The organism is Phreatobacter aquiterrae (genome assembly GCF_053471285.1).
In genome coordinates this window covers 86,864-108,846 of sequence record NZ_JBJPHW010000008.1, presented here as the reverse complement: position 1 = coordinate 108,846, position 21,983 = coordinate 86,864, and the positions used below count along the sequence as shown (strand labels likewise).

Here is a 21,983-nt window from a genome sequence, read left to right as displayed (position 1 = left end):
CAACCGCCCCCGAGCCCGCATGTCCGACACCGCCGCCCCCCACCCACTCGACGCCGCGATGGTCTTCCGCCGCGAGGCCGACGGCACGCTCGCAGGCCACACCTCGCCCGCCTACTGGAACATGGTGGGCCCCTTCGGTGGCATCACCGCGGCACAGTTGCTGAAGGCGGCGATGGATCATCCCGTGCGCATCGGCGAACCGGTGGCGCAGACGGTGAATTTCTGCGCTCCCATTGCGGAAGGAGCCTTCGCCATCACCGTGAAGGAGGTTCGGTCGGGCCGCTCGGTCCAGCACTTCTATGCCGAGTTGGTCCAGGGCGAGACGATCGCCGCCAATGCGACCATGGTCTTTGCCCGCCGCTCCGAGACCTGGCGCCATCATGCGTCACCCATGCCTGTGGCCCCGCCGGCCGACGCCGTTCCGGTCCTTGCGAAGAAGCCGCCGCTCGCCTGGCTGAACGCCTACGAGTTCCGCTATGTCTCCGGCCTGCCGATCCTCAAGAGCGAGGCCCATGAAACGCCGCAGAGTGCGACCTCGCTGCTCTGGGTCGCCGACCAGCCTCCGCGGCCGCTGGACCACGTCGCGCTCGCCTCCCTCTGCGACATCTTCATCGTCCGCGTCTTTCAGGTTCGCGGCCTCAGGACGCCGGCCGGCACGGTGTCGATGACGTCCTATTTTCATGCGAGTGCCGAGGAGCTGGCCGAGCAGGGGACGAAGCCCGTGCTCGCCAAGGCGGATTCGGTGCGTTTCGGCGACCAGTTCCACGACCAACAGGCCGAGCTCTGGTCGCAGTCGGGACAGCTTCTGGCCACCACCGCGCAGGTCGTGTGGTTCCGCGAATAGCGCCGCAGGGGTGGCGCTTTGCCGCGACTTCGTCTATGCGACGGCGCGACAGATCATGCGGGAACTGACCCGCCAATCCCAAGGACCGCACCCGTGCCGAAGGTCATCGCCTCCTCCGTCCGCAAGGGCAATATTCTCGAAGTCGACGGCAAGCTCTACCTGATCGTCTCCGCCCAGAACATCCACCCCGGCAAGGGCACGCCGGTGACGCAGGTCGACATGCGCCGCCTCTCCGACGGCGTGAAGGTGTCCGAGCGCTGGCGCACCACCGAGATGGTCGAGCGCGCCTATGTCGAGGACCGTCCGCACACCTATCTCTACTCGGATGGCGACGGCAACCACTTCATGAACAAGGAGAACTACGACCAGATCTCCGTGCCCGACGACATCCTCGGCGACGCCAAGCCCTATCTCCAGAGCGAGATGGAAGTGAAGCTGTCTGTTTACGAGGGCAATGCGGTCGGCATCGAACTGCCGCAGCGCGTGACGCTGGACGTGGTCGAGACCGAGCCGGTGACCAAGGGCCAGACGGCGTCCTCCTCCTACAAGCCGGCCATCCTGTCGAACGGCGTGCGCACGCTCGTCCCGCCGCATATCGGCGTCGGCACGCGCATCGTCGTGATGACCGAGGACGGCTCCTATTCCGAACGCGCCAAGGACTGATCCTCCGCGCCGTCAGCGTTTCCGATCCAAAGGCCGGGCCGAAAGCCCGGCCTTTTTCGTGGGAGGGGATCCAGAGGCAGGTACATGCACGACTTCGGGCGAAGGTCCGCAGCCCACAGGCGCTCACGCCTTGGCCAGTGCCTTGGCGAAGGAGTAGCTGTCTGGATAGACCTCGTAGGAGACGACACGATCACCCTCGAAGCGGAAGACGTTGGCGGCGCGAACCTTGAGCTCCTCGCCGCTGGCGCGCACCCGCCAATGCCCCTCGAGGATGGTGACGATGCCGGCATCAGCCTCGATGCGGTTGACGGTGTCGATCGAGACGATCTCCAGATGCTCGGCGACGCGCTTGAAGAAGGTCAGCACCTTGGTGCGCCCCTCCCAGAGCCCCGCCCAGGGAACGATCCCCGGCGGGCCGTTCCAGCGCACGGTGACGTCATCGGTGGTCACCGCGGCGAGCGCTGCGGCGTCACCGGCCTTGAGGGCCGCATACCAGCGGTCGAGAACGGTTTGGCTCATGCCGTCTTCATGCCGGGCTGGAGGCGTCAGCGCAAGACACGGATGATGCGGGTGAGGTCTAGCAGGGTGACGAGCGCCGAGGCGACATAGGTCAGCGCCGCCGCCCGCAGGACGGAGCGCGCCGCCGGAACGTCGTTCTCATGCAGGTAGCCGCCTTTCGACAGCACCGGCAGCGCCTTGCCGAAACTTGCGTCGAACTCCATCGGAAGGGTGACGAGATGCATGGCGAGCCGCGAGCCGAGGAGCGCCAGCGCCACCACGATCTGGAGCACCACGATGACCGGCGACCGGACGAAGACCAGCACGAGCGGCGCCGTGGCGAAGAGCACCGCCGCGGCGATCTCCAGCTTTTGCGCCGCCTCCGCCATCCGGATGCGCCAGAGGAACAGCCGGTCGCCGTCCCGGTGCTGCACGGCATGGCCGACCTCGTGGGCGGCGACCGCCACCGCCGTCACCGAGCGGCCGTCATGAACGTCGTGCGAGAGCCGGACGACCCGGCCGATCGGATCGTAGTGGTCCCCGGCATCGGTCCGCTCGACCTTGACGTCGGCGAGGCCGGCCTGTTCCAGAAGGTGCCCGGCGAGTTCGCCGCCGGTTCCGGGGAAGTCCTCGCGCGCGGCGCCGTGACGCGTCATCTGCGCCTTCACCCACCATTGCGGGCCGAAGATCAGGGCGACGAGGGCGATGACGCCGAGGAGAATGAGAAAGGGCATGACGCCCCTTAAGTCGTCATGCCCTGCCGCGAAGTTCAAGGGGCCGCGGACGAACCGCGACCGATGGCCCCACCCGTCACGCCAGCCAGCGCTTGCGCCGCTTGTAGCTCTTCACGTCCCGGAAGCTCCGCTTGTCGCCCTCGGAAACGCCGAGATAGAATTCCTTGACGTCCTCGTTCTCGCGCAGCGACTTGGCATCGCCGTCCATCACGATACGGCCCGTTTCCATGATGTAGCCGAAGGTGGCATAGCGCAGCGCCATGTTGGTGTTCTGCTCGGCGACGAGGAAGGACACGCCCTCGCGCCCGTTGATGTCGCGGACGATCTCGAAGATCTGCTCGACGATCTGCGGCGCGAGGCCCATCGAAGGCTCGTCGAGGAGGATCATCTTCGGCCGGCTCATCAGCGCCCGCCCGATGGCGCACATCTGCTGCTCGCCGCCCGAGGTGTAGCCGGACATGGAATGGCGGCGATCCTTCAGCCTTGGGAAATAGGCGTAGATTTTCTCGATGTCGTCGCGGATCGCGGCCTTGCCATCGCGGCGCGTGAAGGCGCCGGTGAGCAGGTTCTCCTCGATGGTGAGATGGCCGAAACAGTGCCGGCCCTCCATCACCTGGATGCAGCCGCGCCGCACCAGTTCGTTAGGGGACAAGGCCTGCACCTCCTCGCCCTCGAAGACGATGTGGCCCTTGGTCACCTCGCCGCGTTCGGCGTGCAGGAGATTGGAAATCGCCTTCAGCGTGGTCGTCTTGCCGGCCCCGTTGGCGCCGAGGATCGCGACGATGCCGCCGCGCGGCACGACGAGGGAGACGCCCTTCAGCACCAGGATGACGTGGTCGTAGATGACCTCGATGTTGCTGACGTCGAGGATCAGGTCCTGGGCAGGCGCGGTGGCGATGGTGGCGCTCGTCTGGGCGGTCATGAATCCATCCGGTTACCGGAAAGGCGGAAGGGACCTGCCGCAGGAGACCTTGCGATGCAGGTCGGGAGCCGCGGCTGACCGCGGCCCCCGATGTCGTTCACAGGCTTACGACCGCTGGTCGCAGGCCTCGGTGCGGCGCGGCCAGCCGGCATTGGCTTCCGCGTACTTCTTCGCCGCATCCTCGATCAGCGGGCGGACCAGGTCGCGGATCGGCGCGATCCAGTCGCTGTCGCGCACGTAGCGGGTGCCGTCCCAGCGGGCCACGAAGACGTTGTTGTGGCCGTTATGGTCCGCGCAGGTAATCCGCACGGGCGCCGCGAAGCCCTCCATGCCGATCTCCTTCAACCGCGCCTCGGTGATGTTGAGCGACTCGAAGCCGCGACGCACATCCTCGCCGGTCACCACCTTCTTGCCGGTGAGCTGCTGGGCGGTGCGGATCGCCTCGACCATCAGCATCGAGTTGTAGACACCGCGGTTGTAGAGGTTCTCGCCCACGCGCGAGCGCGCATCGACTCGCGACAGGTTCTTGTCGACCACGTGCTTCAGGATGTCCTGGATCACGGGGAAGTCCGTGCCGGCCTGATGGAAGTTCAGGATGCGGTAGCCGGCCGCCTGGGCGCCACCGGCGCGGGCGTCGTCATCACCGCCGGCCCACCAGACGCCGACGAGGCGGTCGATGGGGAAGTTGTTGCGGATCGCCTCACGCACCGCGGTCGGGTTCATGGCGCCCCAGCCCTGGTTGTAGAGGTAGGTGGGGCGGTCGCGGCGGATGTTGAGCCAGATCGCGCTCTGGTTCTGCATATCGGCGGCGGCCACCGGATAGAGCCTCAGTGTGAAGCCGTATTTCTCGGCCATGGCCTGGAGAACCGGGATCGGCTCCTTGCCATAGGGCGCATCGAGATGGATCAGGCCGAGCGTCTTGCCGCGCAGCTTGTCGAAGCCGCCTTCGCGCTGGGCCATGTAGGAGACCATGACCGAGGCGCCGTCCCAGTAGGTGGCCGGCGGGTTGAAGATCCACGGGAAGGTGTTGCCGTCAGCCGAGGCCGACAGGCCATAGGCCATGGACAGCATCGGCACCTTGTCGACGGCGGCGCGCGGAATGAGCTGCAGCGTGATGCCGGTCGAATAGGGGTTCACGACCACCGGATTGCGCGAGCGCAGCGAGTCGTAGCATTCGACGCCCTTCTTGGTGTCGTAGCCGGTCTCGCATTCCTCGATGACGATCTTGACGCCGTTGATGCCGCCATCGCGCTGGTTGATCATCTCCAGGTAGTCGCGCATGCCGTTGGCGATCGGAATGCCCGACGAGGCGAAGGGTCCCGTGCGGTAGCTGAGCAGCGGGATGAAGATGGTGTCCTGGGCCTGGGCGCTCGCCGGCTGGGGCGCCGCCGAGGCGAGCCCTGCGGCGAAGGCGACGGCCATCGTCCACTTGAAGCCATTCATGGAAGTTCCTCCTTGGAAGTCCGGACGCTTCTGCCCGGGTTGGTCCTGTTGTTCTTGCCCGCCTTGCCGGAGGGTCTCTCGGGTTTGGGCGCTGCCGGCCATTCAGTAGGGGAACGGCCAGACGCGCAGTTTCTGCTTGGCGATCTGCCACAATCGCGCGAGCCCGTGCGGCTCGACGATGAGGAAGATGATGATGAGCGCGCCGACCATGATGTGGGTCAGGTGCTCGGCGACCGCACCCGTCAGCGGGATGCCGATGGCCGGCACGCCGAACTTCAGGATGGTCGGCAGGGTCGAGATGAAGAAGGCGCCGAAGAACGAGCCGATCAGGCTGCCGAGGCCGCCGATGATGACCATGAACAGCACGATGAAGCTCTGGTTGACGTTGAAGGCGTCGTTCGCCTCGCCGCCGCCGTACCACAGGAACATCATGCAGGCCCCGGCGACGCCGCAATAGAAGGACGACACGGCGAAGGCGAGAAGCTTGGTCGGCAGGAGCTTGATGCCCATCAGCTCGGCGGCGATGTCCATGTCGCGCACCGCCATCCAGGAGCGGCCGATGCGGCCATGCACGAGGTTCGAGGCGATCCAGGTGAGGAAGACCACGATGCACAGCAGCACGAGATAGCGCACCTCGGGAGCAGACCTGGCGCCGGTGATGGCGATGCCGAAGAGGGTTCGCTCCGGCACCTCGATCGCGCCCGAGGCGTTGTAGTTGTAGAGCCACGGGATGCGCACGAAGCACCATTGCAGGAAGAACTGCGCGGCAAGCGTCGCGACCGCCAGGTAGAAGCCCTTGATGCGCAGGCTCGGCAGGCCGAAGACGACGCCGATGGCGGCGGAGAAGAAGCCGGACACGATGATCCAGACGATGATGTTCACGCCCGGAAAGATCGTCGTCAGCTTGTAGCAGGCATAGGCGCCGACCCCCATGAAGGCGCCAGTGCCGAGCGAGATCAGGCCGGTATAGCCGGTGAGGATGTTGAGCCCGATCGCGGCGAGCGCGAAGACCAGGAAGGGCACCATCACCGACAGGATGATGAACTCCGAGGCGAACAGCGGTACCGCGATGAAGGCGATGGCGAGGATGGCGATGATGCCGATGCGGTCCTGCAGCAGCGGGAACACCGACATGTCGGCCTTGTAGGAGGTCTTGTACTGGCCGGCTTCACGATAGAACACGGGTGACGCTCCTCAGATCCGCTCGATGATCTTGTCGCCGAACAGGCCCTGCGGCCGGAACATCAGGAAGGCGAGTGCGATGACGTAGGCGAGCCAGCTCTCGATGCCGCTGCCGAACAACGGGCCCCAGTAGAACTCGCCGATCTTCTCGCCGATGCCGATGATGAGGCCGCCGACGATGGCCCCGGGCACCGAGGTGAAGCCGCCGAGGATCAGCACCGGCAGGGCCTTCAGCGCGATGGTCTGCAGGCCGAAGGACACGTCGGAACGCGCGCCCCACATGATGCCCGTGAGCAGCGCGACGATGCCCGCGGTGAACCAGACGATGATCCAGATCTGGTTCAGCGAGATGCCAACCGACAGTGCCGCCTTGTGGCTGTCGGCCACCGCGCGCAGCGCCCGGCCGATGCGGGTGTACTGGAAGAAGAAGGCGAGCACCGCGATCATGAGAATGGCGATGACGGCGGCCGCGATATCGAGCTTCTGAAGGCTGACGCGCCCGCCGAGGATGTTGAGATCGATGGCCCCTGACGGCAGGCCGAGCTGTTCGGCGATCATCACCTTTGGCGAACCGCCGAAGATGGTCTCGCCCAGCCCGATGAGCAGGTAGGTGAGGCCGAAGGTCGCCATGAACAGGATGATGTCGGGCTGGTTGACAAGCGGGCGCAGCACGACGCGCTCCACCGCCACGGCCAGGAGAAACATGACGGCGAGCGCGACGACCAGGGCCGTGTAGGCCGCCAGCATTCCCGTGAAGCCGAAGGCGGCGAACTTCTCGTAGACGCCGACGAGGGTGAGGCCGGCGAAGACGACCATGATGCCCTGGGCGAAGTTGAAGACGCCGGAAGCCTTGAAGATCAGCACGAACCCCAGCGCGATGAGGGCGTAGAGAACGCCGCCGACGAAGCCCTCCCAGATGGTCTGCAAGAAGAGGTCCGGAATGGTCACCATCTCGACGAAAGGACCGATGAGGATGCGATAGGCGATCGAACCCTCGGGGATGAGGCCCGTCACCCCGCCAATCACGATCAGGACGAGGGCCACGGCGGCCGCGCCCCAGCCGATCAGGTCCTTGCGGAGGGGTTTCTCGATCGGCGCGGAAAGAGTGGCGTCTGTCATCGCTTCGTCCTCAATGCGCCACGCCGAGATAGGCGTCGATGACCCGCTGGTCGCGCTTCACCTCGTCCGGCGTCCCGTCGGCGATCTTGCGGCCGTACTCGAGCACGACGACGCGGTCGGACAGGTCCATGACGACCCCCATGTCGTGCTCGATCAGCGCGATCGTCGTGCCGTACTGGTTCGAGACGTCGAGGACGAAGCGGCACATGTCCTCCTTTTCCTCGAGGTTCATGCCGGCCATCGGCTCGTCGAGCAGCAGCACGTCGGGTTGCATGGCGAGCGCCCGGCCGAGCTCAACGCGCTTCTGCAGGCCGTAGGGAAGCTTGCCGACGGGCGTCTTGCGGATGTGCTGGATCTCGAGGAAGTCGATGATCTCCTCGACGAACTTGCGGTGCTCGATTTCCTCGTCCATCGCCGGGCCGTGGCGGAGCACCTGCCAGAAGAAGCTGCGGTTCATCTTCAGCGTGCGGCCCGCCATGATATTGTCGAGCGTCGACATGCCCTTGAACAGCGCGACGTTCTGGAAGGTGCGGGCGATGCCGCCTGCCGCCGCCTCGTGCGGGCGCATCTTCGGCCGGGTCTTGCCCTTGAAGGTGATGCGTCCTTCCGTCGGGTGGTAGAAGCCGTTGATGCAGTTCAGCATCGAGGTCTTGCCGGCGCCGTTCGGGCCGATGATGGCGCGCACCTCGCCCTTCTTGATGTCGAATGAGACATCGGTCAGCGCCTTCACGCCGCCGAAGGCGAGCGAGACGTTCTCGACAGCGAGGATCACCTCGCCGGCTGCGATGTCGGTCGGTGACGGAGCCCTCATTCCGCGGCCTCCCTGTAGGCGGGACCGGCGGCCGGATAGACGGTCATGTCGATGATCTCCACGTCGCCCTCGATGACGCCCTTCCGTCCGTCCTCGAAAGTCACCTCGGTCCTGATGCGCCCGCGCTTCGAACCGTCGTAGAGCGCATCGACCAGCGGCAGGTAGCGCTCGGCGATGAAGCTGCGGCGCACCTTCTGGGTCCGCGTCAGTTCGCCGTCGTCGGCATCGAGTTCCTTGTGCAGCACAAGGAAGCGATGGATCTGCGCGCCGGCCATCAGCGGCTCCTCGGAGAGCGACCGGTTCACCTCGTCGACATGGGCGGCAAGCGTCTTCAGCACGTCCTTGTGGCCCGCCAGTTCCTGGTAGGAGCCGTAGGAGACGTTGTTGCGCTCGGCCCATGAGCCGACCGCGGTCAGGTCGATATTGATGAAGCAGGTGACGAAGTCGCGGTCCTGCCCGAAGGCGACGACCTCCTTGATGTTCGGATAGAACTTGAGCTTGTTCTCGATGTATTTCGGCGCGAACAGCGCGCCCGAGCGCAGCTTGCCGACATCCTTGGCACGGTCGATGATCTTCAGGTGGCCGGTCTTGGGGTCGAAGAACCCCGCATCGCCGGAGCGCACCCAGCCGTCGGGCGTCTTGGTCTCGGCGGTCTTTTCCGGGTCCTTGAAGTAGCCGAGGAAGACGCCGGGCGAGCGGTAGAGCACCTCGCCGTTGTCGTCGATCTTCAGCTCGACATCGATGTTGGGCTTGCCGACCGTGTCGGCATAGATCTCCCCGTCCGGCTGTGCCGTGATGTAGACGCTGGCTTCCGTCTGCCCGTAGAGCTGCTTGAGGTTGATGCCGAGCGAGCGGAAGAACTTGAAGATCTCCGGGCCGATCGCCTCGCCCGCCGTATAGCCGACGCGGATGTTGGTCAGGCCGAAGCGGTTCTTCAGGGGGCCGTAGACCAGCACCTCGCCGAGGGCATATTTCAGCCGGGCAAGGAAAGGCACAGGCTCCTTGTTGAGGATCTTCTCGCCCCATTCCTTGGCGACGCCGAGGAAGTAGTGGAACATCTTCTTCTTGAAGGGGCCGGCATCCTCCATGCGCACCATGGTCTGGGTCAGCATGTTCTCGTAGACGCGCGGCGGCGCGAAGGCATAGGACGTCCCTATCTCGCGGCGATCCTCCACCACGGTCTCGGCACTTTCCGGACAGTTCACGCAGAAGCCGAGGACATAGGACTGGGCGTAGGAGAAGATGTTGTCGCCGACCCAGGCGAGCGGCAGATAGGCGATCGTCTCCTCGGTCTCGGTCAGGTGGTCGAAAAGCCCGCCGTTCCTCGCCGAGACGATGACGTTGTCGTTCGACAGCATGACGCCCTTGGGGCGGCCGGTGGTGCCGGACGTGTAGAGCATGATGGCAAGGTCCGCCCCCTTGCCGAGGGCGATCGCCTCGTCGAGGGCCTTGACCTTGGCGCCGTCCGCGCCGGCCTTGCGGCCGATCTCCTGCACCTCCTCGAAGGAGTGCATGTGCGAATGGTCGTAGTCCCTGAGGCCGCGCGGCTCGTCGTAGATCACATGCGAGAGGTGCGGCAGGCGTTCGGACACGGACAGGAGCTTGTCGACCTGCTCCTGGTCCTCGACCATGGCCATCGAGGCCTCGGCATGCTCCAGGACATAGGCCATCTCGTCGGCGACCGAGTCGGAATAGACCGGGACCGGCACGCCGCCCCAGGACTGGATCGCCGCCATCGACCAGTAGAGCTTCGGCCGGTTACGCCCGACGATGGCAACCTTGTCGCCGCGCTTCAGCCCGAGTTCCCCGAGGCCGAGGGCGAAGTCGCGCACTTCTCGCGCCACGTCCGCCCAGGTCCAGGTGCGCCAGATGCCGAGATCCTTGTGGCGCATGGCGGGGCGCGTCGCGAAACGCGTCGCGTTCAGCGCGAGCAGCTTCGGAAATGTGTCGTGGGCGCCTGATGCGGCGCGCGCGTCGGCGTGGTTGGCCACGGCCGGCGTCCTCCCTGTTTTCCTCGTCCGGTTGGTCCCGAAGGACCCGCCGGCATTCCCTCTCACGACCCTTTGTCGGGTTCTGTAGTGCTCTGGCCGTCCCGCGCGAGGGGACCGGTCGAAGTCGAGCGGATAGTTGAACGCGCGGTCGATGAAATCAAGGGGACCAATGGCTAAGGTCGGCTCGGCCGGACGACGGATGGCATAGGAACACGCCGTGAAGGCGGCGCCAGCGGGAGACAAGGGCGCTTCCATGCCGATTTCCTTCAAGAATCCCTCAGCCGGCATGCTAGGTGGGAAGCCATGACGGGCTCCCCCTCCAAGGCCGCCACCATGGGCATCGCCCCGCTCGCGCGCGGCGAGAGAACCCATTTCTTCGCAGCCAGCCGCTTTGGCGGCATCGACTGCCTCAGCGCCACCTTCCGCACCCACGTCTATCCGCCGCACAGCCACGACACCTATGTCGTCGGCACCATCGAGACAGGAGCCGACGCGGTCTCCGCGCGTGGCTTCAAGGGGCATGCGGGCCCGGGGGATCTCGTCTTCATCATGCCGCAGGACGTCCACGACGGAGCGCCCGTGGAGGGTGGCTACTCCTATCGCATGAGCTATCCGGGCGAGGACTTCATGCGAATGGTCGCCGAGGCGGTGGGACGCAAGCCGGTCAGCGGCGCGCCCTTCTTCCGGGCGCCGGTCGTCCACGACCCTGAGGGCGCGCGGCTCTTCTCGGAGGCGCATCGTGTGCTCGAGGCAGGACAGGATGGCCTCGCCGGCGAGGAACTCCTTCTGCGCGCCTATGCGCGGGCGCTCGTGCTCCATGCCGGCCTCGCCGAAGCGGATGCGGGGGACGAGGCCCGGCCGGTGCGGCGCGTGCGCGCGATGATCGAGGCGCGCTATGCCGACGACCTCAGCCTGACGGAGCTCGCAGGGGAAGCGGGCTACTCGACCCATCACCTCATCCGGACCTTCCGCCGCGACGTCGGCATCACGCCGCATGCCTACCTGATCGACGTCAGGGTGCGCCGCGCGCAGGAGCGGCTGCGGGCCGGCTGGGCTCCGGCGCGGGTCGCGGCCGATGTCGGCTTTGCCGATCAGGCCCATTTGACCCGGGCCTTCCGGGCGCGGATCGGTGTGCCACCTGCCACCTATCGCCGGGCGGTGATGGTCTGATCACAAGCGGCAGCACAATGCCGATTTCGTTCAAGAACCATCCTCGCCGCTCTGCGATTCTGTGGTCATGAGCCGCACTGCCCCCTCCCCCCTGTCCGAGTTTCGCGACGGCGTTCTCGAACTCCTGCCCGCCATGGTCGCCGCCGCGCCGATCGCACTGCTCTATGGCGCCATCGCCACGACCAAGGGGCTGTCGCCTCTCGAGGTCACGCTGTCGTCGGGCCTGATCTTCGCCGGCGGCGCGCAGCTCGCCGCCATCGAGTTGTGGACGACGCCGGTGCCGCTGGCCGCCCTCGTCCTCTCCACCTTCCTCATCAATGCGCGCTATGTGCTGATGAGCGCTTCGCTCGCCCCCAAGGTTGCCCATCTGTCTTTTCCGGGCCGCCTCCTCGGTTTCCACGTGCTCGCCGACGAGAACTGGGCCTTGGCGGAACGGCGCGCCCTGCGCGGCCCGATCACCGCCGCCTATTTCTTCGGCTCGGGGGCCGTGTTCTGGGTGAACTGGGTGGCCTGGTCCTGGGCCGGCACCATTCTCGGCCCCCTGCTCGGCGATCCGCGCCGCTTCGGTGCGGACTTCGCCTTCACGGCGATCTTCATCGGCCTTGTGGCCGGGTTCGTCACCACCACCCGCGCCGGCATTGTCGTCGTCACCAGTGCCGTGGCCGCGACCGCAGCCTTCATCGCGTTTGGCTCACCCTGGCATGTGCTCGCCGGTGCGCTGGCGGGCATGGCGGCGGCGGTGCTCGCCTGGCGGCCCGATGCTGCAGAGGCCGGCGCATGAGCCTCGACCCTGTGACACTCGCCGCCATTCTCGGCATGGCGCTCGCGACCTATGGCTGCCGGCTGGCAGGACTGCTGCTGGGAGGGCGGCTGGCCCTCTCGGGCCGGGCGCAAGCGGCCATGGATGCGATTCCCCCGGCCGTTCTGACCGCCGTCATCGCTCCCACCCTGCTCGCAACCGGCTGGCCCGAGACCGTCGCGGGCGCCCTGACGATCCTCGCGGCCATGCGCCTGCCGCTGCTCGCGGTGATCGGGATCGGCGTCGTCAGCGTCGTGGCCTTGCGGGCGCTGGCGGGCTGACGGAACGATCCTCCGCAGAAGCCTGCGCCACCCAGCCCAGGACGCGACGGTGCAGCGCGCCGCTCTTGTCGATGTTCAGGTGATTGATGCCGGCCATGTCGCGCAGGTCCTGGTTCTCCAGGAGCCCTGCGAAGGCAGGTCCACGGTTCACCGGAACGGCCCATCCGTTGTTCGACTGGAACAGGTTGATGACCCGCTTTGCGCCGCCCCGCAGTTCCTGACGGGACGTCGGATCGAAGGTGACGACCAGTGAAACGGGGGCAGCGCCGGCCGCCTGCACCCGGTTGGCGATGCGGATGGCCGCGTCGGCCCCCAGCGAGTGCCCGATCAGCACGACCGTCTCGCCGGGAGCGGCCAGCCGGCGCGCGATGATCTCCGCCGTCAGGGCGTCCGCACTGGCCGGGCCATAGACGCGGGCGGCGTGCCCGTCGCGGCGCAGATGACTGCCGAGACGATCCATTCCGAGGGAAAAGACCTCGAAGAGGCCGCGGATCAGGAAGATGCGGGCCGGTTGCCTCTCCTGCGCGGTGGCCGGGGCAACCGCGGCGCGTTGGGCCAAAGCCGGTGCCGCAAGGCCGCAGAGGCCGCTTGCCAGAGCGGCGGCGGCAAGGCGCGTGACGATCCGGTTCATGCTCTTCCCCGCGAGACAGTGATTCCGCGAAGCCTTCGGCGATGCAGGCTGAACGCGAGCTGAACCCTCAGCCCCGCGGACGTCCGAGCCCCGCTGCGATTGCGATGCCCGAGGCCACGATGAGACCTATACCGGCGAAGGTGAGGACATCCGGACGCTCGGCGAAGAAGATCATGCCGATGATGAGGGCGAAGGCCGTCTTGGTGTAGTTGAAAGGTCCGACCTGCGAGACGGGCGCGAGGCGGAACGCCGTGATGATCGCAGCCTGGCCGCCCGCCAGCAGCAGGCCCGCGAGCCCGATCATCAGCGTCTGCTGCACGCCCATCGGCGCGAGACCCTGGATCACCGCCAGCGCCAGGGCCGCAACCATGACCACGCTGACGGTCGAGAAGGTGACCGTCGCCGAGGAGATGTGGGCGGGCAGGAACTTGACCGTGATGTCGCGGAAGACGAAGCAGACCGTGGTGGCGAGGACGAGTCCGATGGCCGGATCGAAGCCGGTCGAGAACGGCCGGGCGATGAGCACGATGCCGGCGAAGCCGCAGATGACCACCATCCACTGGACCGGCGTCACCTTCTCGCCGAGGACCAGAACCGCGATGGGCAGCAGGAACAGCGGCATGGACTGCGAGACGGCCGTGACGTCGCCGATCGGCATGCGCCACAGCGCCTGGAACAGGAAAAAGACGGCGAGGCCTTCCGCCAGCGACCGGCCGACGACAAGCGGGTGCCAGTAGCCGCGCAGCGACAGGCGCGCGCCGGAGAGGACATACCAGGCGGCCACCCCGAGCGTGGCGAAGATGCCGCGCACGCCGAGCGACTGCGCCACCGTCATCGATCCCATATGGGCCTTCACGATGGCGTCGTTGGTGGCGAAGAGCAGCATGGCGAGCGTCATCAGCCCCATGCCGAGACGCAGGTTGCGCGGATCGGAGGGTGAACTCACGCGACGCCCGCCCGCAGCAGGTCATGCACATGCAGGATGCCGACAGGGCGGCCGTCCTCGACCGCAAAGAGTGCGGTGATCTTCAGCCGGTTGACGAGGTCGAGGACCTCGCTGGCGAGCTGGTCGGGCCGCGCCGTCTTCGGCCCGCGCGTCATCACCTGCTCGACGGGAAGGGCGAGAAGGTCGGCCTTCATGTGGCGGCGCAGGTCGCCGTCGGTAACGATCCCGGCGAGGCGCCCCCCGGCATCGACGATGCCGCAGCAGCCGAAGCCCTTGGCGGTCATCTCGATCAGCACCTCGCTCATCGGCGTGCCGAGGGCCTTCAGCGGCAACGCCTCACCCGCATGCATGACGTCTCTCACCTGCGCGAGCACAGCGCCCAGCTTGCCGCCGGGGTGGAAGGTGCGGAAGTCGGCGGCGGTGAAGCCGCGCTCCTCGAGCAGGGCGATGGCGAGGGCGTCGCCGATGGCGAGTTGCATCAGCGTCGAGGTAGTGGGGGCGAGACCGTTCGGACAGGCCTCCTCGGCCCGCGGCAGGTCGAGCACCACGTCGGCCGCCTTGCCGAGCGCCGACTCGCCGGCTGCGGTGATGGCGACGAGGCCGACGCCGAAGCGGCGGGAGAAGGCGACGAGGTCGCGCAGTTCCACCGTCTCGCCCGACCAGGACAGCGCCAGAATCGCATCGTCGGCGGTCACCATGCCGAGATCGCCGTGGCTCGCTTCGCCCGGATGGACGAAAAAGGCCGGCGTACCGGTGGAGGCCAGCGTCGCGGCGATCTTGCGGCCTACATGGCCGGACTTGCCCATACCCGTGACGATGACGCGGCCGCGCACCTTCATCAGCAGGGCGACCGCGGCGGCGAAGGGTTCGCCGAGGCCGTTGGAGAGCGCGGCCTGGAGGGCGGCAAGGCCCGCAGCCTCCACCGAGAGGGTGCGAAGCGCCGAATCAAGGGCTGTCGAAAAGTGTGACTGCGATTCCATGGGTGCCTGACGGGCCGGACGGACGGCGAAGACCCCTGCCGGGACGGCGGCAGGAGGGCGGCACCGTCTAGCATGATGCGGCGCGGTACGCATCCTCGCTACCCGAGCACCTGTCCCGTCAACCGCGCGTTAACCACGGCCGTTTACCTCTCGTTGAGGAAATCCGCGGGGGACAGTCGCGTCTTGGGTCATACCGCCCGCCTGCTCTTGGGTGTCAGCGCCTTGGCGCTCGTCCTCGCCGGGACGGGCATGCCGGCGTTTACGCAGCGCCTGCGGACCACGGCGCCGCCGGCGAGCGTCGGCGACGCAGCCTCCGACCAGGGCTGGCAGGGGCTCGGCCCCGTCGAGCCGCCGACATCCGATGCAACGACCGGCACCCGAAGCGATGCGGAGGCGGCCGGCCTGCGCACGGACCCGCCCCCGCCCGCGCCGGGCGAATCGCGCACCATCGCGGCCCAGCGCGAACGCCAGCGCGCCGAGGCCCGTCGCGCACCGTGGCTGAATCGGCCGACGCGCCCGTCGGCCCTGCCGCCCGATCCAGGGGTCGCCGCGCCCGCGCCGGTCACCACGCCCGCCCCCCGACAGACATCTCGCCCGGCTCCGATGGCCAACCGGCGGACCGGTCGCATACCGCCGCGTCCGGCCGCCCCGGCGGCAGCCGCCGGGCAAACCGGACTGCGCACGCTGACTGCGGTCCCGCCCTCGGCCCGCGCCGCCAGCACTCTTGCGCCGAGCCGGGAGGACTCGCGCGCGCTCGACCGCGGCCTGCGTGGCGTCGCCCCGCCGCGGCAGCCCCGCCGGCCTGTCGATGTACCCATCGTCACCGAGCGCACGCAGCAACCATCGGGCCGGGTGCTTCCCAATGCCAATCCGCTCGGCCGCAACGTCGTCATCGACCCGCGAACCGGCGAGGTCATCTCCTACGACCGGCGCTCGCAGGCCGAGGCCGATCCCTTCGCACCGACCGGCATCCGGCTCGGCAGTTTCGTCGTGACACCGACCGTGGATGCGACGCTCGGTTATGATTCCAACCCGCGCCGACTCCCCTCCGGCGGCTCTGGATCGCTCTTCACCCAATCCTACGGCGAACTGCAGGCACGTTCCGACTGGTCCCGCCACGAGCTGACGGCCCGCATCCGTGGCACCTACTCCGCCTTCTTCTCCGATCCCGGCGTCAACCGGCCCGAGGTCAGCGCAACGGCCACCGGCCGCATCGACGTGACGCGCGACACACGCCTCGAGGGCGAAGCCCGCTACGTCCTGAACACCAACTCGCCGGGCTCCTCGAACCTGCCGTCATCGCCGGACGGGCTGCGCAACCTGCCGCTCATCCACCAGTACGGCGCGACGGCGGGCGTCGTTCACGACATCGGCCGCCTGCAGCTCTCGCTGCGCGGCACCTTCGACCGCTTCACCTACGACGATGCCGTGACCAACGCGGGCGTGGTGATCCCGCAGGCCGAACGCGACTACAACGCCTATGGCGGCCGCCTGAGGGCCTCCTACGAACTGTCGCCGGGCCTGCGGCCCTTCGTCGAGGTGGGGCTGGAGCAGCGCCGCTTCGACCGGCTCGTCTCGTCCGGCGGCACGCTGCAGGGCTCCACATCCACCACCTGGCGCATCGGCTCGACCTTCGAACTCACCCGGCTGCTGACCGGCGAGGTTTCTGCCGGCTATCTCGTCCGCGACAATCTGGAACCGACCTTCGGCGACATCGGCTTGCCGGTCTTCGACGCCTCACTGGTCTGGACCGCGACGGCGCTGACCACGGTTCGCCTGACTGCGAAATCGATGATCGACGAGAGCTTCACCACCGGCGCGTCCGGCATCGAGAAGCGCGACGTCTCGATCGAACTCGAACATGCCTTCCGGCGCTGGCTCACCGGCACGGCGCGGCTCGCCTACGGCCACGACAATTATCGCGGCACCGCCCGCGTCGACCAGCGCATGGTGGCCTCCCTCGGCCTCGTCTATCGGGCCTCGCGCAACCTGCAGATCCGCGGCGAGGTCCGACGCGAAACCCTTCAGTCCAATACGGCGAACCAGAGCTACTCGGCGAACGTCGTCCTGTTCGGGCTGAGGCTTCAGCGCTGAGCCTCAGCCCTTCAGGCGAGCGATCTCGGCCCTGAGCGGCCCCGCCAGATCGGTCCGGCGCAGCGCATAGGCGAGGTTGGCGGTGAGGAACCCCAGCTTGGTGCCGGTGTCGTGGATTTCGCCATCGAAGGTGAAGCCGAAAAAGGCCTGGCGCTCCTTCAGCTTCAGCATGCCGTCGGTCAACTGGATCTCGCCGCCGGCGCCGCGCTCCTGCGTCTCCAGGATGCGGAAGATCTCGGGCTGCAGGATGTAGCGGCCGGAAATGGCGACGTTGGAGGGCGCTGTGCCCTTCGGCGGCTTCTCCACCATCTCGCCGATCTCGTAGCCGCCGCCGGCGGCCGGCTTGCCCTTGCCGATGATGCCGTACTGGTGCGTCTCGCTGTCGGGAACCTCGTATCCGGCGACATAGTTGCCGCCGGTCGCGTTGTAGGCCTCGATCATCGCGGCGATGCAGCCCTTCGAGCCCGGCTTCGCCAGGTGCAGCATGTCGGGCAGCAGCAGTGCGAAGGGCTCGTCGCCGACGATGTCGCGGGCGCACCAGACGGCGTGGCCGAGCCCCAGAGGTTCCTGCTGGCGGGTGAAGGAGGTCGCTCCCGCCGCCGGAAGGTCGCGCTTGAGCTCCTCGATCTGCGCCGTCTTGGCGCGCGCGGCGAGCGTGGTGTCGAGTTCGAAGGCCTTGTCGAAATGATCCTCGATCACATGCTTGTTGCGGCCGGTGACAAAGACGAAATGCTCGATGCCGGCCTCGCGGGCCTCGTCGACCACGTGCTGGATCACCGGCCGGTCGACGACGGTGAGCATCTCCTTCGGGATCGCCTTGGTGGCGGGCAGGAAGCGCGTGCCGAGCCCGGCAACGGGGAACACGGCCTTGCGGATGCGACGAACCATGAAGCAGACCTCGTGAGGAGGAACAAGAAAGGCGCGCTCTCATAGCGCAGCAAAGCTGAACGCCCGGTGAGCGTCGAGGTTCCCGTCAGACCGCTGGAAGTCCGCGGGCGAGACGCCAGCCGCTCCACACGACGATCGCTACCAGGGCGAACCCGCAGAGCCCGTACCAGGCCATGTTGAACCAGTAGGAGACCGGCTGCTCATCTCTGTGGACGGATCGCCGCCACACCGCGAACATGCCGGTCCGCCAGCCCTCGAGAACCAGCCAGAAGCAAAGGCCGGCGAGGGGTGCCGCCAACAGGAGCGCCAGGATGAAGGGCGTCGCGGGATGGCCCGATGCGGCCGCAGCACCCGCATAGAGCGCAAGGCCGAGGCTGCCCGCCAGAAGGCCGGTCAGGGCGACACGGCGGAGGATGTCGCCGAGGCCCTCCGGCATGTGCGGCGGTCGGCTCATCTGTCGATGGCCGGCGCTGCGAGTTGCGGCGGATCGGCCTGGAAGGCGTTGAACACCATGTCAGGCGCCGAGGTGTTGTGCCGCGAGGCCGAGAGACGGCCGGCCCAGAGGTCGGTGGCATGGGCACGACGGAACGGCATGATCGCCTCCTCGCGCCAGCCCGGCGCATCCTTTTCGCGCACGGCGATGCGCGCGACGTCGGCGTTGAACTCGGTGACATACATTGAGCGCAGCGCCGCGAAGGGCGTTCCGGCGATGGGCAGCGCGAAAGCGACGTCAAGGCCGATGAGTTCCTGGTTGAGCGTCGACAGGCGCACCGTCGCGCTGTTGCCGTCCGGAAAGGTCAGGGTGAAGGTCTTGGTCTCCGGATCGAAGGCGACTTCCCTGATCTTCACAATGGGGCGGCCCTCGACCACGACGGGGCCGACGAGGAAGGACGAGCCATAGGCCGTCCAGCGCAGGTTGGAGGGAGGCAGCGGCCGGGCGCGCCAGTAGCCGTCGGTCGGATAGAGGACCAGCACCTCCTCGGCGCGGTCCTTGTAGCGGTACCAGAGCTGGACGAGGTGGATATCGCGCTCGACCCGGTCGCCGACCTTCACCGTGGTATCAGAGGCGCGCCAGAAGCGCTGTTCGCGATAGCCGATGACCTGCCATTCGACCGTCTCGTAGAGGGTGATGCGCTGCGGCATCGGCTGGGCGAGGGCCTCCTCCTTCATCGGGCAGGCGGTCCAGTCGGGGGCGAAGCGATCGACCGTCAGCGAGCCGATATAGGCGGGATGGGCCGCCTCGACGCGGAAGGCGCGCACCTGCGGATTGGTCAGGTTGAGGGTGACGTTGTCCTTCTCGGCGCAGAGCACCGGCTCGGAGGCGTTGGTGATCTCCACCGGCAACCCGTCGAGGGAGGCGGCATGTGCAGCTGTTACGAACAGCAGGATGGCGGCAACAACGGCAAGGCGCATCGATCAGTCCTTCACGATCACCGCATAGACATCGCCGGAATTGGCCTCGTGGGGAAGGCCGGCAATGTGGCGCGCCATGTCGGCGGCCGACACGGGGGCATCGAAGGTCATGCACTGGCTCTCGCCGAGTGCCACGTTGAACCGATAGGCCCCGAGCGCCGCCAGCCGGTCGAGACAGGCCTGGGCGACGTCCCGCTGGATCGTCGTGAACTCGAAGGACAGCGCCGGCAGGGGCCGGGTCAGGCCCGCCAGCACGTCATCCTCGAAGCCCTCGACGTCGACCTTCACGAAGTCCGGTACCCCATGGTCGGCAATGAGCCGGTCGAGGGTCAGGCAGGGCACGGTGATCTCGCGGTCCCAGACCTGTCCCTCCCAGCCGCCTGCTCCCGCCGCCGAAGCGACAAAGGCGGTGGAGGCCGTGGTGACCGTCGGATTGGCGGTGTTCACCTTCAGCGTCAATTCGCCTTCGGCGGCCCCGCAAGCCGCGCGCAACAGGGTGACGTCAGGGTCGCCCTCGAAGATCTGGCCGATGACGCCGGCAGGGCCGGGCTGGGGTTCCAGCGCCACCACGCGCGCACCGAGCCGGCGGAAGCTCGCGACCCGATCCCCGACATGGGAGCCGATGTCGAAGGCAAGGCCACCGGGTCCGACGAAACCCGCATAGAGCGCGTCCATGGCGGCGTTCTTGGCGGGGTCGCCGTGGTAGGTGACGACCGATCTCGCCACCGCGAGAACTTCAGCGATGCGCCGCTCGAGTTCGCTCATGACTGACGCGCCCGGGCGATCTCGTCCGGCATGGCGAATTCCTCCGGAATGCCGCAGAGGCGATGGCTGACGAAGAAGCGGCCGAGCGCCGGCGAGGCCGTGAGCACGGCGAAGGGAACCGCGATCAGGAACCCGGCGGTCAGCGGCAACGACCACAACGCCGCGGCCGGCGAGGCGAGCCACAGAAGCCCGAACACCGCCCAGCCGAAGGCCATCTGCGGCCAGAAGGCCTCCCAGGCCTCGCGCCACGACAGCGCCATGGCGTCACGCTGCTGGCCGCCCCAGGTGACCGATTTGCCGAAGGCGAGGCCGATCATGAAGATGGTGATGCGGAACGAGGTGAGCGCGCCGAGCAGGAAGGAGAACACGAGTTCGGTTGCCGCCGCTCCGAGGAAGTGCGCCCGCCCGCCATAGCGCTCCGTGCCGCCCTCGCTGAGGAGGATGTGCGTGAAGCCGGCAATCTTCGGCATCAGGTACATGAGGAAGAAGATCACGTAGACGGTAGCGGCAAAGCCGACGGGGAAGGCGTCGCGGCTCGGCCCGTGCCAGGCGAGAAAGGGCGAAAGCGCGATCATCAGCGTCCAGGCCGGCACGCCAACGAACATCAGGATCGCCCAGAGGAGCTGGAAACGGCTGATGAGCTTCAGGCCCGGCTGATCCAGCAGCTTCACATACTGCATGTTGCCCTGGCACCAGCGCACGTCGCGCCGCGAGAATTCGAGGATTGTCGGCGGGTTTTCTTCCCACGAACCTTCCTCCTCCGGGAGCACGCGCACCTCGTAGCCGGCGCGGCGCATGAAGGTCGCCTCCACCTGGTCGTGCGACAGCACATGGCCACCGAGCGGGGGGCCGCCGGAGAGCACCGGCAGATGGCAGTGGTCCATGAAGGGGCGGATGCGCACCAGCGCGTTGTGCCCCCAGAAGGGGCCGCAATCGCCCACCCACCAGGCCTGGCCCATGGTGTAGGAGCGCATGCCCTGCCGCATGCCGAACTGGAAGATGCGGGCGAAGGCCGATGACGACGGCATGCCGACGACGAGGCTCTGCAGGATGCCGAGCTTCGGATAGGCCTGCATCATGCGCACATGCTTCACGATGGTGGCGCCGGCCATCAGGCTGTCTGCATCGAGCGGCAGCATCAGTTCGTAGCGGGCGCCCCAGCGGTCGAGGAAGTCGCGGACGTTGCCGGCCTTGAACGCCGTGTTGTCGGTGCGCCGGCGGTAAACGACGCGGCCCTCCCCGGCTTCCGCTGCGAAAGCGGCCGCGGCCTTCTCCTCGCGCTCACCGATGGCGGTGTTATTGGTGTCGGACAGGATGAAGTAGTCGAACTGGGTGCCCTCGCCCGTTGCGTCGATGCTCTGCTTGACGATCTTGAGCCGTGCGATGGCCCGCTCGGGATCCTCGTTGCGCAGCGTCATGAACACCGCCGTGCGGATGGTCACCGGAACACGCTCGTCACCGGCCCGGGCGAAGGGTGCGACCTCCATCATCGCGTCCCCCTCGCGGTGGAGGAGCCAGAGGCCGATCAGCGCGTTCCAGAAGCCGAGCACCGTCCAGGGCGTGGCGATAGCGAAAGCGATCGCCAGCACGATGTCGACGATCGTCCAGCCGCCGGACCCCAGCACCGACCAGGCGGCGGCGTTGAGCAGGAACCACGTTGCGACGTTCAGCCCCAGCACGATCCAGCGCCGTCTGCTCAACTCTGCCGTGGACTGGATACCCGCCGGCGTCGTAGAGCCGTCCTGCGGTGGCGAGCCGCCGGTCGCGGCCGGGAACGGCGAGAGATCGTTCATCGTTGAGCCTCCGTCA

At 67.4% G+C, this 21,983-nt stretch carries 22 protein-coding genes; 6 read left to right on the top strand and 16 right to left on the bottom strand.

What is annotated here, in order from left to right; translation table 11 throughout:
- Nucleotides 1-19: 19 nt before the first annotated feature.
- Together ACJ4V0_RS13710 and efp are read left to right on the top strand one after the other, a co-directional pair.
- Nucleotides 20-844, top strand: a complete 825-nt coding sequence (locus ACJ4V0_RS13710; RefSeq protein WP_448300145.1) for an acyl-CoA thioesterase — start codon at nucleotides 20-22, stop codon at nucleotides 842-844.
- Between the two features lie 93 nt (nucleotides 845-937).
- Nucleotides 938-1,507, top strand: coding sequence for an elongation factor P (gene efp / locus ACJ4V0_RS13705; protein ID WP_448300144.1), 570 nt, complete (start codon nucleotides 938-940; stop codon nucleotides 1,505-1,507).
- 123 nt (nucleotides 1,508-1,630) lie between these two features.
- Here efp and ACJ4V0_RS13700 read toward each other — a convergent pair whose 3' ends face one another.
- The 8 genes from ACJ4V0_RS13700 to ACJ4V0_RS13665 all read right to left on the bottom strand — a co-directional run bounded on the left by ACJ4V0_RS13700 (nucleotide 1,631) and on the right by ACJ4V0_RS13665 (nucleotide 10,207).
- Nucleotides 1,631-2,026 carry a nuclear transport factor 2 family protein gene (locus ACJ4V0_RS13700; protein ID WP_448300143.1) on the bottom strand — a complete coding sequence of 132 codons (396 nt, stop codon included), beginning with the start codon at nucleotides 2,024-2,026 and terminating at the stop codon, nucleotides 1,631-1,633.
- A gap of 26 nt (nucleotides 2,027-2,052) precedes the next feature.
- Nucleotides 2,053-2,739: a zinc metallopeptidase gene (locus tag ACJ4V0_RS13695; RefSeq protein ID WP_448300142.1), complete on the bottom strand. Its 687-nt coding sequence runs from the start codon at nucleotides 2,737-2,739 to the stop codon at nucleotides 2,053-2,055.
- A 76-nt stretch (nucleotides 2,740-2,815) separates the two neighbouring features.
- The gene (locus ACJ4V0_RS13690; protein ID WP_448300141.1) at nucleotides 2,816-3,661 is read right to left on the bottom strand and encodes an ABC transporter ATP-binding protein; all 846 of its coding nucleotides are present in this window, start codon (nucleotides 3,659-3,661) and stop codon (nucleotides 2,816-2,818) included.
- 105 nt (nucleotides 3,662-3,766) lie between these two features.
- Nucleotides 3,767-5,104 carry an ABC transporter substrate-binding protein gene (locus tag ACJ4V0_RS13685; RefSeq protein WP_448300140.1) on the bottom strand — a complete coding sequence of 446 codons (1,338 nt, stop codon included), beginning with the start codon at nucleotides 5,102-5,104 and terminating at the stop codon, nucleotides 3,767-3,769.
- Between the two features lie 102 nt (nucleotides 5,105-5,206).
- The gene (locus ACJ4V0_RS13680; RefSeq protein ID WP_448300139.1) at nucleotides 5,207-6,286 is read right to left on the bottom strand and encodes a branched-chain amino acid ABC transporter permease; all 1,080 of its coding nucleotides are present in this window, start codon (nucleotides 6,284-6,286) and stop codon (nucleotides 5,207-5,209) included.
- 12 nt (nucleotides 6,287-6,298) lie between these two features.
- Entirely contained in the window at nucleotides 6,299-7,237 is a 939-nt protein-coding gene (locus tag ACJ4V0_RS13675; protein WP_448300241.1) for a branched-chain amino acid ABC transporter permease, read from the bottom strand.
- 178 nt (nucleotides 7,238-7,415) lie between these two features.
- A complete protein-coding gene (locus ACJ4V0_RS13670; RefSeq protein WP_448300138.1) occupies nucleotides 7,416-8,216 on the bottom strand; it encodes an ABC transporter ATP-binding protein in 801 nt (266 codons plus the stop codon).
- A complete protein-coding gene (locus ACJ4V0_RS13665; protein ID WP_448300137.1) occupies nucleotides 8,213-10,207 on the bottom strand; it encodes an AMP-binding protein in 1,995 nt (664 codons plus the stop codon). The genes ACJ4V0_RS13670 and ACJ4V0_RS13665 overlap by 4 nt, the downstream gene beginning before the upstream one ends.
- Nucleotides 10,208-10,510: 303 nt before the next feature.
- Here ACJ4V0_RS13665 and ACJ4V0_RS13660 point away from each other — a divergent pair, with 303 nt between their 5' ends.
- The 3 genes from ACJ4V0_RS13660 to ACJ4V0_RS13650 all read left to right on the top strand — a co-directional run bounded on the left by ACJ4V0_RS13660 (nucleotide 10,511) and on the right by ACJ4V0_RS13650 (nucleotide 12,457).
- Nucleotides 10,511-11,377 carry an AraC family ligand binding domain-containing protein gene (locus tag ACJ4V0_RS13660; protein WP_448300136.1) on the top strand — a complete coding sequence of 289 codons (867 nt, stop codon included), beginning with the start codon at nucleotides 10,511-10,513 and terminating at the stop codon, nucleotides 11,375-11,377.
- 67 nt (nucleotides 11,378-11,444) lie between these two features.
- Complete coding sequence (locus tag ACJ4V0_RS13655; protein WP_448300135.1) at nucleotides 11,445-12,158, top strand: AzlC family ABC transporter permease; 714 nt, start codon at nucleotides 11,445-11,447, stop codon at nucleotides 12,156-12,158.
- Complete coding sequence (locus ACJ4V0_RS13650; RefSeq protein WP_448300134.1) at nucleotides 12,155-12,457, top strand: branched-chain amino acid transport AzlD family protein; 303 nt, start codon at nucleotides 12,155-12,157, stop codon at nucleotides 12,455-12,457. Before ACJ4V0_RS13655 ends, ACJ4V0_RS13650 begins: the two co-directional genes overlap by 4 nt.
- On the opposite strand, the gene ACJ4V0_RS13645 is transcribed toward ACJ4V0_RS13650, so the two are convergent.
- The 3 genes from ACJ4V0_RS13645 to ACJ4V0_RS13635 form a co-directional block, all read right to left on the bottom strand.
- Entirely contained in the window at nucleotides 12,423-13,088 is a 666-nt protein-coding gene (locus ACJ4V0_RS13645) for an alpha/beta hydrolase family protein (RefSeq protein WP_448300133.1), read from the bottom strand. The genes ACJ4V0_RS13650 and ACJ4V0_RS13645 overlap by 35 nt on opposite strands.
- 67 nt (nucleotides 13,089-13,155) lie before the next feature.
- Nucleotides 13,156-14,034, bottom strand: a complete 879-nt coding sequence (locus ACJ4V0_RS13640; RefSeq protein WP_448300132.1) for a DMT family transporter — start codon at nucleotides 14,032-14,034, stop codon at nucleotides 13,156-13,158.
- A complete protein-coding gene (locus ACJ4V0_RS13635) occupies nucleotides 14,031-15,014 on the bottom strand; it encodes a KpsF/GutQ family sugar-phosphate isomerase (protein ID WP_448300131.1) in 984 nt (327 codons plus the stop codon). Before ACJ4V0_RS13635 ends, ACJ4V0_RS13640 begins: the two co-directional genes overlap by 4 nt.
- 183 nt (nucleotides 15,015-15,197) lie before the next feature.
- Between ACJ4V0_RS13635 and ACJ4V0_RS13630 the strand changes: the two genes are divergently transcribed.
- Nucleotides 15,198-17,108 (top strand): outer membrane beta-barrel protein, encoded by a 1,911-nt coding sequence (locus ACJ4V0_RS13630; RefSeq protein ID WP_448300130.1) that lies wholly within the window; start codon nucleotides 15,198-15,200, stop codon nucleotides 17,106-17,108.
- Between the two features lie 3 nt (nucleotides 17,109-17,111).
- Here the strand turns inward: ACJ4V0_RS13630 and ACJ4V0_RS13625 are convergent, their stop codons facing one another.
- The 5 genes from ACJ4V0_RS13625 to mdoH all read right to left on the bottom strand — a co-directional run bounded on the left by ACJ4V0_RS13625 (nucleotide 17,112) and on the right by mdoH (nucleotide 21,967).
- Nucleotides 17,112-17,996, bottom strand: coding sequence for a UTP--glucose-1-phosphate uridylyltransferase (locus ACJ4V0_RS13625; RefSeq protein ID WP_448300129.1), 885 nt, complete (start codon nucleotides 17,994-17,996; stop codon nucleotides 17,112-17,114).
- A gap of 85 nt (nucleotides 17,997-18,081) precedes the next feature.
- Nucleotides 18,082-18,450 (bottom strand): hypothetical protein, encoded by a 369-nt coding sequence (locus tag ACJ4V0_RS13620; protein ID WP_448300128.1) that lies wholly within the window; start codon nucleotides 18,448-18,450, stop codon nucleotides 18,082-18,084.
- Nucleotides 18,447-19,409, bottom strand: a complete 963-nt coding sequence (locus tag ACJ4V0_RS13615; protein WP_448300127.1) for a hypothetical protein — start codon at nucleotides 19,407-19,409, stop codon at nucleotides 18,447-18,449. Before ACJ4V0_RS13615 ends, ACJ4V0_RS13620 begins: the two co-directional genes overlap by 4 nt.
- A gap of 3 nt (nucleotides 19,410-19,412) precedes the next feature.
- Nucleotides 19,413-20,174 carry an FkbM family methyltransferase gene (locus ACJ4V0_RS13610; protein ID WP_448300126.1) on the bottom strand — a complete coding sequence of 254 codons (762 nt, stop codon included), beginning with the start codon at nucleotides 20,172-20,174 and terminating at the stop codon, nucleotides 19,413-19,415.
- Nucleotides 20,171-21,967, bottom strand: coding sequence for a glucans biosynthesis glucosyltransferase MdoH (gene mdoH, locus ACJ4V0_RS13605; protein WP_448300125.1), 1,797 nt, complete (start codon nucleotides 21,965-21,967; stop codon nucleotides 20,171-20,173). The genes ACJ4V0_RS13610 and mdoH overlap by 4 nt, the downstream gene beginning before the upstream one ends.
- Between the last annotated feature and the right edge of the window lie 16 nt (nucleotides 21,968-21,983).